General features: G+C 48.2%; 17 protein-coding genes and 1 other annotated feature. Of the genes, 4 read left to right on the top strand and 13 right to left on the bottom strand.

The genetic code is table 11. From position 1 onward, the window contains the following. Positions 1 to 127: 127 nt before the first annotated feature. The gene (locus tag ACFVTB_RS08225) at positions 128 to 1,021 is read right to left on the bottom strand and encodes a LysR family transcriptional regulator (RefSeq protein WP_387747317.1); all 894 of its coding nucleotides are present in this window, start codon (positions 1,019 to 1,021) and stop codon (positions 128 to 130) included. A gap of 101 nt (positions 1,022 to 1,122) precedes the next feature. On the opposite strand from ACFVTB_RS08225, the gene ACFVTB_RS08220 reads away from it, so the two are divergent. Together ACFVTB_RS08220 and ACFVTB_RS08215 are read left to right on the top strand one after the other, a co-directional pair. Beyond that, positions 1,123 to 1,710, top strand: coding sequence for a LysE family transporter (locus ACFVTB_RS08220; protein ID WP_387747315.1), 588 nt, complete (start codon positions 1,123 to 1,125; stop codon positions 1,708 to 1,710). A 15-nt stretch (positions 1,711 to 1,725) separates the two neighbouring features. Further along, positions 1,726 to 2,208 (top strand): YbaK/EbsC family protein, encoded by a 483-nt coding sequence (locus tag ACFVTB_RS08215; protein WP_387747313.1) that lies wholly within the window; start codon positions 1,726 to 1,728, stop codon positions 2,206 to 2,208. Here the strand turns inward: ACFVTB_RS08215 and ACFVTB_RS08210 are convergent. Next, on the bottom strand, positions 2,205 to 2,399 hold the full coding sequence (locus ACFVTB_RS08210) for a hypothetical protein (protein ID WP_387747311.1): 195 nt from the start codon (positions 2,397 to 2,399) through the stop codon (positions 2,205 to 2,207). The two genes, ACFVTB_RS08215 and ACFVTB_RS08210, sit on opposite strands and share 4 nt — an antisense overlap. A 159-nt stretch (positions 2,400 to 2,558) precedes the next feature. After that, on the bottom strand, positions 2,559 to 2,978 hold the full coding sequence (locus ACFVTB_RS08205; RefSeq protein ID WP_387747309.1) for a GNAT family N-acetyltransferase: 420 nt from the start codon (positions 2,976 to 2,978) through the stop codon (positions 2,559 to 2,561). Between the two features lie 207 nt (positions 2,979 to 3,185). Here ACFVTB_RS08205 and ACFVTB_RS08200 point away from each other — a divergent pair, with 207 nt between their 5' ends. After that, the gene (locus ACFVTB_RS08200; RefSeq protein ID WP_387747307.1) at positions 3,186 to 3,731 is read left to right on the top strand and encodes an RNA polymerase sigma factor; all 546 of its coding nucleotides are present in this window, start codon (positions 3,186 to 3,188) and stop codon (positions 3,729 to 3,731) included. Beyond that, on the top strand, positions 3,718 to 4,857 hold the full coding sequence (locus tag ACFVTB_RS08195) for a hypothetical protein (protein WP_387747305.1): 1,140 nt from the start codon (positions 3,718 to 3,720) through the stop codon (positions 4,855 to 4,857). Before ACFVTB_RS08200 ends, ACFVTB_RS08195 begins: the two co-directional genes overlap by 14 nt. Positions 4,858 to 5,084: 227 nt before the next feature. Here the strand turns inward: ACFVTB_RS08195 and tyrS are convergent, their stop codons facing one another. From tyrS to ACFVTB_RS08145, 10 genes are all read right to left on the bottom strand, one after another. After that, the gene (tyrS, locus tag ACFVTB_RS08190; protein ID WP_387747303.1) at positions 5,085 to 6,347 is read right to left on the bottom strand and encodes a tyrosine--tRNA ligase; all 1,263 of its coding nucleotides are present in this window, start codon (positions 6,345 to 6,347) and stop codon (positions 5,085 to 5,087) included. Between the two features lie 52 nt (positions 6,348 to 6,399). Next, positions 6,400 to 6,639 (bottom strand) — a binding site (T-box leader). Between the two features lie 82 nt (positions 6,640 to 6,721). Beyond that, on the bottom strand, positions 6,722 to 7,114 hold the full coding sequence (locus ACFVTB_RS08185; protein ID WP_387747301.1) for a hypothetical protein: 393 nt from the start codon (positions 7,112 to 7,114) through the stop codon (positions 6,722 to 6,724). Between the two features lie 16 nt (positions 7,115 to 7,130). Then, the gene (locus ACFVTB_RS08180; protein ID WP_387747299.1) at positions 7,131 to 7,550 is read right to left on the bottom strand and encodes a GNAT family N-acetyltransferase; all 420 of its coding nucleotides are present in this window, start codon (positions 7,548 to 7,550) and stop codon (positions 7,131 to 7,133) included. Between the two features lie 171 nt (positions 7,551 to 7,721). After that, positions 7,722 to 8,708 (bottom strand): hypothetical protein, encoded by a 987-nt coding sequence (locus ACFVTB_RS08175; RefSeq protein WP_387747297.1) that lies wholly within the window; start codon positions 8,706 to 8,708, stop codon positions 7,722 to 7,724. Further along, entirely contained in the window at positions 8,698 to 9,267 is a 570-nt protein-coding gene (locus tag ACFVTB_RS08170) for a sigma-70 family RNA polymerase sigma factor (RefSeq protein WP_387747295.1), read from the bottom strand. The genes ACFVTB_RS08175 and ACFVTB_RS08170 overlap by 11 nt, the downstream gene beginning before the upstream one ends. Positions 9,268 to 9,486: 219 nt before the next feature. Further along, complete coding sequence (locus tag ACFVTB_RS08165; protein WP_387747293.1) at positions 9,487 to 10,368, bottom strand: AraC family transcriptional regulator; 882 nt, start codon at positions 10,366 to 10,368, stop codon at positions 9,487 to 9,489. 195 nt (positions 10,369 to 10,563) lie between these two features. After that, positions 10,564 to 11,529, bottom strand: coding sequence for a hypothetical protein (locus ACFVTB_RS08160; RefSeq protein WP_387747291.1), 966 nt, complete (start codon positions 11,527 to 11,529; stop codon positions 10,564 to 10,566). A gap of 75 nt (positions 11,530 to 11,604) precedes the next feature. Next, positions 11,605 to 12,030 (bottom strand): hypothetical protein, encoded by a 426-nt coding sequence (locus ACFVTB_RS08155; protein WP_387747289.1) that lies wholly within the window; start codon positions 12,028 to 12,030, stop codon positions 11,605 to 11,607. A gap of 163 nt (positions 12,031 to 12,193) precedes the next feature. Then, the gene (locus ACFVTB_RS08150; RefSeq protein WP_387747287.1) at positions 12,194 to 12,742 is read right to left on the bottom strand and encodes a GNAT family N-acetyltransferase; all 549 of its coding nucleotides are present in this window, start codon (positions 12,740 to 12,742) and stop codon (positions 12,194 to 12,196) included. A gap of 326 nt (positions 12,743 to 13,068) precedes the next feature. After that, positions 13,069 to 13,536, bottom strand: a complete 468-nt coding sequence (locus ACFVTB_RS08145) for a 4'-phosphopantetheinyl transferase family protein (RefSeq protein ID WP_387747285.1) — start codon at positions 13,534 to 13,536, stop codon at positions 13,069 to 13,071. Between the last annotated feature and the right edge of the window lie 14 nt (positions 13,537 to 13,550).

The following is a 13,550-nucleotide window of genomic DNA, read 5'->3' as shown; positions in this document are numbered from 1 at the left end:
TCTCCCAATGCATAATAATAGCGGCGTTATTGCCTTCTTCACTATACAGTGGAACATTGGCAAAAATCTACCCTTTAATAGATTTTATTGGAAATAATTCCGGAGCGAGCCGCGAATAAATTGCCAGTTAAGCGGCGTCGCTTAAAAATTGCTTGGATAATCTTATGAATAATTCCATAGCAGGCGTCATCCATTTGTTTTTATGATAAACGCAGACTGCTGTTATTTTTCGATCAGCCAGCCCTGTCTCGAGCTCTTGCAGCGAGCCGCTTTCCAAATCATGCTCCACGACAAAACGCGGAAGATAAGCAACGCCCAGCGTACTCATCACGCTCCGCTTTATCGTCTCGATACTGCCCAGCTCCATCATGCCGTCCAGCGTAATGTCCTTTTCCTTCAAGTAGTAATCGAACATCTCTTGATAAATGCTTTCCCGGTCGTTGGTAATCAGGCAGACGTCGTTTCGTTGACCCGTCGATGTAAAATCGCAATATTGACCATCCAACGTCGGGCTCGCGATAAGCGCCAAAGGAAAATCCGCGATTTCTTCAATAACCATCGATGAGCTGTAGCCGCCAACGTCATAATGGACGCCAATGTCCGCGCCGCCGTTCACGATTTGATCGCGAATGGTATAACAGTTCAGCGCTTGAAGAGAGAGCTTCACGCCGGGCGCTTGTTCTCGGAAAGCTTTTAAAACCGGCTGCATGCGATACGTCAGCAAGGTCTCCGGCATCGCAATCGTCAATTGGCCTTTCAGCTCCGTGCTACCCTTCCCGTAGTTCTTCAATTGCTCAACCGATTGCAAAATGGTATCTACAGACGGCAAAATATCTTTTCCCGCCTGGGTAATCGCCATCTTCCTGCCTATTTTCTCAAACAATTTAATCGAAAGCTGCTGCTCCAGCTGCTGGATTTGAAAAGTAACCGTCGACTGCGTGTAGTTTAACTTTCGAGCGGCGCCAAGAAAGCTTCCCGCTTCTAAAATCGTTCTGAAGGTTTGCAAATATTTGAGTTCCATGGTCCCCTCCGTTCAAATATATCGAATTTAAAATTCAAATTATTCAATTTGATCGATATATTCTTTGTTGTTACTATAAGGGAACGCGAGGTGAGATTCAAGTGAGTCATAGTGTCTGGATAGCCTTTTTTTCCTATATGGTCGTTACGGCTCTCTCGCCGGGACCGAACAATATTTTAGCGCTGCATTCGACTGGAAGTCTTGGATGGCAGCGAAGCCGGAAATTATTGTGGGGGATTTATACCGGATTTCTGGTCGTTATAGCCGTTTGCGGGATGTTTAGTGTTTTTCTGATCGAAGTTTTGCCAAGCCTGTCAGCCTATCTGAACTATGCGGGGGCCGCCTACATCGTCTGGCTAGCCTGGCATGTTGCGGGCAGCAAACCGCTGGAGGCTGCTGAAATCAGCATTTCACCGTCATTTTGGCGAGGTTTTTTGCTTCAATTTTTGAATGTCAAAATCATTTTAACCGGCATTACTGTCTTCACCAGTTTCGTCTTGCCTTCTTATGATTCTTTCATGGCGATAGCGGGATTTATTCTTTTGACGGCGCTTATCGGCAATGGAGCCACTCACGTTTGGGCGGTTGCCGGATCGGCGTTCAGCAGCTTCCTCCAAAAATATTGGCGTATAGCCAACATCGTCATGGCCGCACTGCTGTTGTACAGCGCCGTAAAGCTAATTTTATAAGAGAGGTGAATCGCTATGGCCTTTGAGCGAGTTCAGCAATTTTTTATCGATCGTCACTTGAAGAATCGCATCCAAACCTTCGGGGAGTCCTGCGCAACGGTAGAGGAAGCGGCGAAAACAATCGGGGTCGTCCCGGCAAGAATAGCCAAAACGTTGACGCTGCGTTATGACGAGGGGTGCATGATGCTTGTAATGGCGGGCAATGCAACGATTGACAATAAAAAATTCCGGCACCAATTCGGCATGAAAGCACGAATGCTTACAGCCGATGAAGTGACAGAAATGACCGGACAAACGGTCGGCGGCGTAAGCCCTTTTGCTATCCCGGCCTCTATCCCCGTTTACATCGACAGCTCCATAAGACCGTATGAAACGTTGTTCCCCGCTTGCGGCAGCCCCTATTACGTGGTCGAACTATCGCCGGAAGAGATTTTCCAATACGGGAATGCCGTAGAATGGGTGGATGTGAGCAAGGAGCCGCAGCTTGTTTCGCCTTAACGTTTGTTTCGAGCTTGCAGCAAAAGCACGACGCTATTGCCGATCAATCCAAATAAGGAAACAAACGACATGGTCATCCAGAGGCTAAGCTGACCGCCATCCTTGTTGTAATTGTAACTAAAACCGGCAGCGATCAAGGAAATCAGAAATGCGGCTGCGCAGATAGATACCAACATTCGTCTTCTCTTCAACTGAAAGGCCTCCTTTCATTCTTGTCGCACGGCCTCCATTATCTTGCAGCCGTTTATTGGAGGCGCCCGCTCGGGGCGCCTTCTTCTTGTCGGTTCAGCGCTGCCATACTTCTCTATGCTGCGCCAAACCATTCTTTTACACCGTGTATCGAGCGTGAGCTATAGATCCTTTTTCAAGTAATAATGCGTATGTCTGGCGGCATTCTCAATCGTACCGAACACTTCGAAGCCATGTCTTTTATAGAAATCCAACGCTTGAAAGCTCAGCGTATCCAGCTTTATAAACTCGCATTTATTTTCTTTCGCCAGTTTTTCGGCCTCTTGCAGCAATTTCGTGCCGTAGCCCGATTTTCGGACACTCTCGTCCACAAAAAGAATTTTAATCTCCAGCCAGTTCCAGCATATTTCGCCAAGAAGCCCGCCATAGACGCGATTGTCCGCATCCTTCAAATACAATTGAACTTCCCGGTAGTTGCCGTTCAAGTCACTCGCAACATGGCGGCGATTGTAATGGATTAATCCGTTTATGACATGCGATTTACCGGCATCATTTGCGCCGTTTGCTATATACAAATCCACAGTATTCTCTCCTGTTCGAAATCATTTTGTGCCTAGACCGCCTGCTTGATTATTCATTGAAAATGCAATCCCATCTAATTATACCATGTCATGGAAATCAATATCGCATAATAGAAAAGAGACGCCTCTTAGAACAAAACACACATTTTTTTCAAATTGTTGGAACAAAATTCGGTTTTGCTTTGTCTAATCCCTGGAGGTGAAATCGTGGAGGAGCAATACTGGAAACATCTAAGCAGCATGGATGCCGAACTGCTTCGAGAGCTTATGACTCAATTCGGGCAGGAAGTGTGGAATTTGGCTTTTATTTTAACGAAGCGTCATGATCTGGCTGATGATATTACGCAAGACGTATTTTTTAACGCCTATCGCAATATCCGGACATTCAGAGGGGAGTCCTCCATACGAACGTGGTTGCTATCCATCACGCGCAATACGTCCATCAATTATTTACGCACCGCTTTCCTACGCAAAGTGACGCTGATGGAGTGGGTAAGCGACCTCGGAACCAGCCCATCAGCCGAGACAGAAGTGTTGGATCAATCTTTCACTGATGATCTATGGCTGGCGGTGATGGAGCTCCCTCTTAAATATAGAGAGGTGCTCATTCTTTTCGGCAAATACGACCTATCCATTAAGGAGATCGCTAAGACGCTCGGCGTTTCGGATGGGACTGTAAGATCGAGACTATCGCGGGCGCGCAAGAAGATGAACAACTGGAATGAAGGGGTGGGAACTTATGAGCGATCCTAAAACCGAATGGATGAGGAAGCTGAAGGCGACCGATCCATTGCGAAAAAAAACCTTCACTCCTGAAAAAATGGAGGCTATTGCGATGAAAATTGTAGATAACAAAAACAGATCGCCAAGAAATAAACAAAGGTCGCGAGTGGCAGCTTATGTAGCAGGAGCAGTCGTTGCCGCTGTTCTTATCATCGGATTTTTGCCCTCCGGTTCCTATACGGGATGGCTGCTCAATATGCTTGGAAGCGATTCGGAAAAGCACACAGCGCCGCCGGTCTCGACCGCACCGCCAATCGCTACGGAACAGCCGATGCCTGAACCGCCGAAGGAGACTGCCCCGCCTGCAGAAACAGCGCCGTTAACCGGCAAGCTGAGAGAGCATTTGCCGTTCAATACGGAGAGCGAGATGACGATTTCGATCCATGACAATCAAAGCGGCAAAGATTATGAAATACCGGCAGACCGAAAGTACGTGATTTTGCAAAGTATGAACTGGGTAGACTTAGAGGCTGCAAAAGCACCAAAAGCCGAATCCCCTGCGAGTGTGCTCCTTCGATTCACGGTAGGCGATCAAACCTACGAGATTCCATACTGGCTCGAGTCGAATACCGTGGAATGGCAAGGGCAGTCCTTTTATATGAATGACCGTACTTTACTGCTCGCTTACGGTTTGCTTCAGCCAGAGTCCCAGCTGGGCATCATCGATCAACGGTTTGAACAGGCGCGGCTGGAACAGGAGAACGAGCAAATGTCACGGAGAAGTTATGTCTACGAGTCGGACCGTCTTGAAGTAAACGGGAAGGATTATGACGGTTGGGAGAAGGAGCTCGCGCAGCTTACGCCAGTCAGCAAGCATAAATTTTATGATACCGGCACGGAAAAGATGGATAGCGTCCGGCAATATGAGTCCGGCATCGTGACCTTGAGTTTAACTCTTGTATTCGAGGACTCCGCCTTCCAGACGAAAGATAAAATTCGAGTCGGATTAACAGATACGGAAGTCCTCGAAGCGCTTGGCAAGCCAAACCACAAATCGGCTTCGCAATGGAGTTATACGATCGGCGACTTCAGCCGATTCCATCTCTATTTCCAAGATGGTAAGGTCGCATTTGTCGTCATGACCACGCCGCTGTAGAGCTTCCTATCGTTAGTTAGGCCGTCCTTAACGGAGAAGCCGTCGTCACCTTTCAATGACGACGGCTTCTTTTGTCTGTTGCCTTTTGCTGATTGGTTAACCGAGAGCTCACGCAGTTAATCCTCGAAAACGGCAAACATTCCAGTCATGTGCGGTTGCCCAGCAGTGGCTTCGCAATTCTTTGTCGGGCTGATTGCTTCCCAGTTACCGAGCTCCAGAGCCGGCGGTTACTCTCCTACAACGAGCCTAGCAAACTTCCGCTTACCCGCTTGAATGATATCGCCGCTCTGGACCTTCACACGGTCATTAGGATCGCTAAGCTTCTCTTCATTGATTTTAACGGCTCCTTGAACGACCAGTCGTCTCGCCTCGCTGCTGGAAGCGGCAAATCCAAGCGCAACCAGCAGCTTGCTCACCGCAATCGTCCCTTCTTCCAGAAGCTCCTCTCCGACACTTCTCTCTTCAATTTCCTCGGGGAGGGCGCGCTTTTGGAATACCGTAATGAAATGCTGCTCCGCTTGCTCAGCTTCCTCCTCGCCGTGATACATACGAACAAATTGTTTAGCCAGCCTGATCTTCGCATCGCGCGGGTGAGTATGGCCTTCTTCAAGACCCTTTTTCAGCTCCAGCAGCTCCTCGTTCGTCACGCCGGTGCTAAGCTCGAAATACTTCACCATCAAGTGGTCCGGGATCGACATCGTCTTGCCGAACATTTCATTCGGCGAGTCATTGATGCCGATGTAGTTGCCCAGGCTTTTGCTCATTTTCTGAACGCCGTCCAGCCCCTCCAGCAGTGGCATGAGGAGGGCTATCTGACCTTCTTTAGAACCATAGGCGCTTTGCAACGTTCTGCCCATCAAAATATTAAAGGTTTGATCCGTACCGCCAAGCTCAATATCGCTCTCAAGCGCCACCGAATCATACCCCTGCATTAAAGGATAAAAGAACTCATGGATATGAATGGGCTGGCTGCTCGTATACCGCTTGGCAAAATCATCGCGTTCCAGCATCCGAGCAACCGTCACTTTAGCGGACAGCTCCAGCACATCCTGAAAATTCAGCTTTTGAAGCCATGACGAATTGAAATGAAATTTCGTCCGTTTCGGATCAAGGATTTTATATAATTGCTGCTGGTAGGTGGCTGCGTTTCGTTTCACATCTTCCTCGGTCAGTTGTTTTCTCGTCTCGGACTTGCCTGTAGGGTCACCGATCCGCCCGGTAAAATCGCCAATAATGAGCTGTACCTCATGCCCCAAGTCTTGAAACTGCCTTAACTTATGCAGTACGACCGTATGCCCGATATGAATATCGGGGGCAGACGGATCGAGCCCAAGCTTGACTCGCAAAGGCTTGCCCGTCGCGACGGAAGCAGCCACCTTTTGAACAAGGGCATCCCCTGGTATGATCTCGACAGCCCCTCTTCGAATGATCCTTAATTGCCGTTCCACCTCTTGCTTTTGCTCTTCCGTAAGCTGCTTTATTGCATCCATCTGCCTTCCTCCTTCATTATCGTTAAAATAAAAAAAGACAACCTTCCATCCCAAAAGGGACGAGAAGATTGTCTCGCGGTACCACCCTAATTAAAGAAGCATTCCTAGCTTCTTTCACTTATTTATGATAACGGTATCTTGAAGATACCGAGAAAAGCTGCTTTAGCTTAAGGCCTGTTCGCTTTTCCAGCTCCGGGCTGTAATTCGGAAAGAGGACCGCACCGGTTCGCACCTTCCACCGGCTCTCTGAAGCTTATTCCTATCTTCCCTACTAGAGGTCATCGACCTCGCTCCATCATCGCTTTATTTAGTATTCAATTTTTACCATTTAAACATATGCGCAAAAACATGTCAACTACTGGAACTTCATCCGTTTAATTGTTTGAAGGCTCGCTATCATCCGTTTCATAAATGCTCCCGGTGCAGCAAATCGATGTATTGTATTTGATTTGAACGAATACTTCGTCGTTCTCGGTCCCTTTAATAAAACGCTGCTTCAGCTTTCCTTCTTGCCGTTCATGGATATACGACACCTCTACGTCTTTGTAGCCTTTTACATAACTATATTTATAGCCATCGAGATCGATATTGTGGATTTTAATCTCTTGATCTTCTTTTGCGTCATGAAGCCATTTCTGTAATTCAGCCTCGTGCTTGGGATCGATTTTGTTGAATTCATAGGAAAGGATAAAAGGCTTTTCTTCTTTAGGGCTGCTGCATCCGGTTATCAAAAATAAAATCAGGAAGGTTGCTGTTATTAACTTCAAGCGTTCCGCCTCCGCACTATAGTAAGGTTAAAATCCAATACTCTTCCCCGCGTTCGCCTTCTTCCTTCACTTTCGTCCAGCCGTTCTTCTCGTAGAAAAGCATGGCTTTCTGATTGGCGGATACGCATTTCAATCGAATCGGTTTATTCAATTTTTCAGCCGCATAATCGACCAAACGAGTACCAACGCGCCGTCCCGTATGTTCAGGATGAACAAACAGCAGATGGATGAAATTTTCAGGCAAATATAACGATATAAAGCCCAGAATGCGGCCTTTTTCCTCTGCCAAAACAATAGATTCGTCTATCGTGTCCTGATCAAAATCGTCCAGACTCATTTCATCCTTATTCGCCCAGTAAAAGCTAGTTCGGCGCGATTCTAAATAGATCTGCCTTAATTCATGATAGTCCGATTCACGCGCTTCTCTTATGTCCATGAAAGGTGTTCCCCTGTCTTATTTCAGTAGGCCAGTTACAAAAAAGACCCTGTTATTTCCATAATTATATCATGAAAAGCATCAAGCCAAAAAAAAACCCCTGAAGTCCGTCTTCAGGGGGATACGCCGCGCAGCTATATAGCGCTTAGCTCTATCTTCTTCAACTCAAGTCTACCGCTCCTGCTTTTGAACAAGCTCATGCGCTAGGCTTTCAAGCTCGGTCTTCTCGATAGCATCAGAATCGCTGCCAACGCTGTAAATGAGAGAATAGTTGTCCCGGCTTTCCACCCATGTGACCTCCTGCAGCTTATTGGACTTTGAGAACATAAATGGCTCCGTGCGCAAATAGTACGCCCGAACGCCCTCTAGATTAAGCTCCTCCGACTCCAATAGACTGGAGTTGATCCGCTGCTCGGTGTTCTGTTCGATAATCGTAACGCTCACATAAAGCTCAGTCTGGCTTCCGTTTCGATAAAAGGCCGTAAGTACATTCGGGAAAGGATCATCTTTCGTCCAAGGCGCCTTTTTCCATGCCGCTGCGCCGTTCTTGCTGGCCGATTCCTGCTTCAGCTCCTGAAGCAAATGCTGCTGGGCAATATCAATATTGCCGCCATAAGGCGCTTGCTTCTGTCCCCGATCGAATGTCCACTCGCCTACTGTTAACGGAATCGGTTCATTTCCCGCTATCTGCTCGGACACAACCGTTTTCCACGCTTCATGGTCAACAATCGGTTCCGGCTGGGAAACCGCTATCAGCGCCATCTCCTCGTGGCCCGGGAACCGTTTGGCCAGCTCCGGCACGTAGACAATCGCGGTCTCCCCAACGGCAAGCTGATCTCTCGCTTCCGACAGCACGCCGTAGGTACGGGCCGACTCCGCCGTATCAAACGCGGTAGACGCGGATTGATTGTATCGGATATCAATCCGTTCATCGCTGATCTTCAAATAATAGTACCCGGTAAAGCCCGATACCACTGCTACGATCAAAGAAACGACAGCAGCCTTATACAGCTTGGAGCTGCGGATCCCCCTAGCTCTCGAGCGATTGTTGAACTGTTTATCGTACATTTGACGTATCCGTTGCTCATGGCCGGTCGGCGGTTGTATTTTCGAAGCTTGCAATTTGTACTGCTGTGTTAATTGATTGCTATTGAACATGGACAGATGTCCCCCTTTCAGTCTTGGCGGCTTCCAGCAGCCCGCGCAGCTTGTGAATCGCCGCATGATGGCGGGATTTCACGGTGCCGACCGGTATTTGCAGCACAGAAGCGATCTCCTCGAATGAACTCTCGTGATAATAGCGCAGCACAATGACTTCCCTCAGCTTCATGGACAGCCGGTCGATCAGCTCCAGCATCTCGTACCGGCTTTCTTGGCGAAATACCCCGTCCTCCGGTAACGCATGGACAGGAGACTCGAACGGCATCAGCCGCTCGACTTTGAAGCTTAACTTCATTTTCCTCCATACTCTCCGCTTCCAACTGCTCGTTTGGCGCAAAATGATGCCATTCAGCCAAGACTTGAACGGTTTGCTGAAGTCGTAGCCGGGGAGCGCTTGAAACAGTGCCGCATAGACCTCGTTTACGACATCTTCAGCTTCGTTTTTATTTTGCATCAAAAAATAGACTGTGCGGTAAACGTGAAGATGAATACGGACATACACCTCATGAAAAGCATTTGTGTCGCCTTCCAGCATGCGCCGCAGCCATGCTGTCAACTCCTTGTCTTCTACTTCCCCCACCTCCTTAAGAATAGCGATGCAAGTCATTTATTTGTGCCTACAACTGTATATTGGTTCAATCCGAGAAAAAGGTTCGTTTTACCAGGTGACGGGAAATCCGCCTTCGCATAAGGGGTTAAATACTCGCTATGTAATGCATTTATCCCACCTTTAATCACGGACAATAGGCCGCCAAAACGGCGGCCTGCTCGTAAACTATGCCTTTCTTCTAACCGGTATCCATACTTCGCAAATCGATTCGGTATGACTGTCATCCGTCCAGTAGTATTTCTCCACACACGGCCCTTCTACTTGTTCGAAATGAGAGGACGGAAACCATTCCGAATAAATTCGTCTCCAAACTTTAGCGATCTCCGATTCGGATTCCTGGTCCTCCAAAAAAGGCTCCCGGCCTTCGAACACTACATAGGTCTGTTTTGGAATGGAAATAGATGCAAGGTCATCTGGAACGTTTTGCCCCTCCGACAGCTCCATTCCCATCAAATAGCGTCGCGTTCCGTCTTCATTGAAATCATAGTGATAACCGTATAACAGGGAACCGGCCGGTCTGCCGACAGCCTTATTAATCCAATCATGCGTGCCGTCGTTCCATATCCTCTCTACGAACACCGGGATTTCCACGAACGGGTCCTTCTCAATGAAAACATCCTTGCCAACCACCGTAGATGCCTTTGCTTCTACAATTCGATAATTCATTTCCGTTTCCCCTTTGATCTGAATTTGAAAGGATATCCGAGGAAACGCTTTGAGTTTTACATTGTTTTTCTTAGCGGCAATCGGCGTTATGCCGTGCATCCTTTGAAACGCTTTAGCAAATGCTTCTGGACTTTCATAACCGTGCTCAAGCGCAATATCGATAACCTTGCTATCCGTGCCGACTAGCTTCTCAGCCGCCAGCGTAAGTCGGCGGTTTCGAATATATTCGGTGACAGTAAAGCCGGTCAAAGTATGAAACATTCGCTGAAAATGATACTTGGACGACATCGCAGCCTTGGCGATATCATCGATCTCAATGTTTGTATGAAGATGCTCTTCAACATAATCAATCGCTTGCCGCAGCAATCGAAGCGACTCCATTCGCTTCCCCTCCTTTCACATTCAGTATAGAAAAGCGGCTCTATAGCTTCCTGTTCGAGAATGCTTTGTTTTGTCCGGGTGAACTTCGTTGCTTACAGACACTTCAATTATAAGGGATAATAAGCAGGAAAAAGATGTCTCTCTGAATATATCGGCGAAAAAAAGAAGAGCCAGTCGCAGCCAGCTCTTCTTGTCTTATACCGGAGACCAGTATCTCCCGCTGTGTAAATCGGTTTCTTGGAGAGCGCCGTCCGCTTCTTTTAAAATAGATAAGCTCTCGCCTTCGGGAGCACCCCATGATATCCCTAGCAGCAGCCCCTCATCGGAACGAGCAAGAAACAGTACTTCAAACAAGCCCGGTTCGTCGCCGCTATCGACTCGCCATGTACTGAACTCGTCATATTTGGCAGGGTAATCCTTGAACAAAACGGCATTCCTTTTGATATAAGCAATGCTTGCCAGCATATCATCCCCTTGCCGCTCAAACACGAACAGCGCGATTTTTTCTTCGGCCGATTCGGCCAGAAGGCTGCTCGCTTTGACCTTCCGCTTTTTGATCGCCTCGACCTGCGCAATCGTTTCGGCATCCGCAGGCAAGTATTGGCCCGATGGAGATTGGCTGTCTGTTGCGCTTTTCAAATCAATCAGCGCACCCTTACCGATAACCGCATCCTTTACTAACAAATAGGATTTATCCGGAGCAAACTTTCCGTTCTTCGCCTTGTAGACGCAGCCCTTCATATTGTTGAAGTTATACATATTTTGCCGGCCGTTGTCCTGCTCATTCGCTTCCTGGAGACGGACAAATTCGATTTCGATCCATTGTCCGTTATTGCCAATGGCCGCTTTGAATTGCTCCGGATGTTCCGGATCGGCCCCCGATTCGCTCGGAATCGTAATGAGCTGTTCCCCCGACTCATCGGCAAAACCAAACACACTTTCCAGCTGTTTGAATGCTGCCCGCTCCGGTTTAGCTTCCTCCTGATGTTTTTTATCAGGCTGCTGCTCGGCAGGCTGCTGCTCTGGCGCAGCCGTTTCTTCCGTATGATTGTCAACCGCCGGGGATGACGAGGGTTCATTTTCAACAGCCGCATTATTACTGCATCCTGCCAGCAAAACGAAAAGCAACACCGCTCCGATCCATATGCCGCTCTTTCTCATCTTTGCCCTCCTACAAGTTCGTTGTAATGGCTACCCACAGGTAGGCCTTATCCACCGTGACTTCGATACAGCCGATCACTTCGCTACGAGCAACCCGTCCGCCAATTCCTGCATGCGCTCACGGACTGCTGCGTTATCGCCGACATAAAAAAGCAAGATATTAGCCACTTGGTACTTGCTATGCGTTACAAAAGACGCTGGAATATCCTCGAATTCGATCCGTCCTTTTGCAGCATCTTGGCTGGAAGGAAAGACATAAAAGCTTATGAATGTATCGTTGTCAATCGCGTAAACCTCCGGTTTAACGCCATTCAAAGTCCGTATAAATACGTTATCCGGGCTCAACCCCTGCGGTTCGGTTAACGTGATGTCAAATGCGGCAAATGCTTGTTTAAGCTGCTCCGCGGTGATGATTACCGCCTCTTCATTCGAATGCTCGCGATTCGTACAACCCATTATAATAACAACCATCAACAAGCAGACAAGCATCGCCTTTCTCACCCTCATACCCCCTCTTTAATACCCATAATTTAGAACGTGGGAAAGAATAAGGATGTTTCAGCTTTCTCCTCATAAACCTTTGCTTATTCATCACGACTGTTCGGAAAACGCAAAAAAAGCCCTATCCCGTTAAGGACAGAGTTCGCTTGCTTCGGCAATTCAGCTATTCCACCTTATCGTTGAGCAGCACCATATGGACATGGTCTTCCCATTCTCCATTAATCTTCAAATACTTTCTCGCCAATCCTTCATCAGCAAATCTAAGCTTCTCGACTACCTTAAAGGAAGCAGCGTTGCGGGGCATAATATTCGCCTCGATTCGATGCAGCTTCAATTCGTCGAAAGCGTACTGGATCACGCCAGCGAGGGCTTCCGTCATGAATCCTTTGCTCACCTCTTCGTGATCCAGACGGTAGCCCAAGTGGCAGGACAAAAAAACGCCTCTAACGATATTGCTTAGGGCAATGGAGCCGATTATTCGCGCTGGCTCCTCACGCTTGTAAATCCAGAACTTAGCAAGCTGCCCCGCCGCCATCTGCTGAAGATCACCAGCAACCAGATCTCGCTGCGCCTCAAGCGTGTAATAGTCGGCCGTTCGTACCGGATCCCATTCCCGCAAAAAATCCCGGTTTCTCAGCACATAGTCCAGCACCTGTTCGTCCTTCGAATGATCGGAAGGCTCTAACAAAAGTCTCTCCGTATACAAAATCACTTGATGTCCACCGCCTTTTCATTAAAACAGGAACAACATTATATATAACTTTTCCTGAACGATCAAATGTAATCGGATGGAGGAGCAGTGGTTCTGTCACGGTGTCTCTAGCAACGATTCGACTTGCAATATAATTGGCCCGTCTATTTGAACGAAAGAGGAGCTGCAAACAGCGCAAGCGTAAGAATCGCCCCACGGCAAGATATGAACGCTCTTCTCCGCTATTTGGCCGTTATCCAGAATGCGGAACCGGCTGCTCTCTCCTTTGTCCTGAAGAAACGAGAATGAATGCAGGGGAATTTGAAGTCCCTCTCCACTCGTTTTGATTAGGCTTCTTTCATCGTCCATAGCCGAAAAAACTGCTGCGGCCGCTCCTCTTCCTTCAATCCGGCAAGCATCGAGCTTTCTTCCGGGGTGAAAAAGCGCTCCGCCAAGTCCATGTCGACAGTGCGCACCTGCTCGATATCAATACCCACTTCACGATCATGAAATACAGCGGCCACCCACTCTCCTGAATGGCTGAAGTTGAAGAAGGGACCGCCCTCGGCCAAATAAGGTTTTCCGTATGGGCCTATTCGGAACCCGATCTGCGAATCCGATAGCCCATATGTCCGTTGCAGCACTTGACGCACTAACACTTCCGCCAACAAGGAACGGTGCTTGTCGGCTTGAAGGCGAAACCTCGTTATCCGCTGCCTTCGCTCTGCTGAGATGCGGTTCAGCCCGGATTCCCACTGATGCGACTCAATCGTTTGCGGCACTTTAACGGCAAAAACAATCGGATGGGTTTTCAAGGACCAGACTCCTC

Source organism: Paenibacillus sp. NPDC058071 (genome assembly GCF_042885235.1).
GTDB lineage: Bacteria > Bacillota > Bacilli > Paenibacillales > Paenibacillaceae > Pristimantibacillus.
The sequence above is the reverse complement of the archived record's forward strand: the minus strand, read 5'-3'. Positions and strand labels throughout refer to the sequence as shown.

What these genes read in the sequence shown, in the direction of transcription:
- ACFVTB_RS08225 (WP_387747317.1), bottom strand. Translation starts at nt 1,021, where the DNA reads ATGGAACTCAAATATTTGCAAACCTTCAGAACGATTTTAGAAGCGGGA.
- ACFVTB_RS08215 (WP_387747313.1), top strand. Translation starts at nt 1,726, where the DNA reads ATGGCCTTTGAGCGAGTTCAGCAATTTTTTATCGATCGTCACTTGAAG.
- ACFVTB_RS08195 (WP_387747305.1), top strand. Translation starts at nt 3,718, where the DNA reads ATGAGCGATCCTAAAACCGAATGGATGAGGAAGCTGAAGGCGACCGAT.
- tyrS (WP_387747303.1), bottom strand. Translation starts at nt 6,347, where the DNA reads ATGGATGCAATAAAGCAGCTTACGGAAGAGCAAAAGCAAGAGGTGGAA.
- ACFVTB_RS08180 (WP_387747299.1), bottom strand. Translation starts at nt 7,550, where the DNA reads ATGGACATAAGAGAAGCGCGTGAATCGGACTATCATGAATTAAGGCAG.
- ACFVTB_RS08175 (WP_387747297.1), bottom strand. Translation starts at nt 8,708, where the DNA reads ATGTTCAATAGCAATCAATTAACACAGCAGTACAAATTGCAAGCTTCG.
- ACFVTB_RS08165 (WP_387747293.1), bottom strand. Translation starts at nt 10,368, where the DNA reads ATGGAGTCGCTTCGATTGCTGCGGCAAGCGATTGATTATGTTGAAGAG.
- ACFVTB_RS08160 (WP_387747291.1), bottom strand. Translation starts at nt 11,529, where the DNA reads ATGAGAAAGAGCGGCATATGGATCGGAGCGGTGTTGCTTTTCGTTTTG.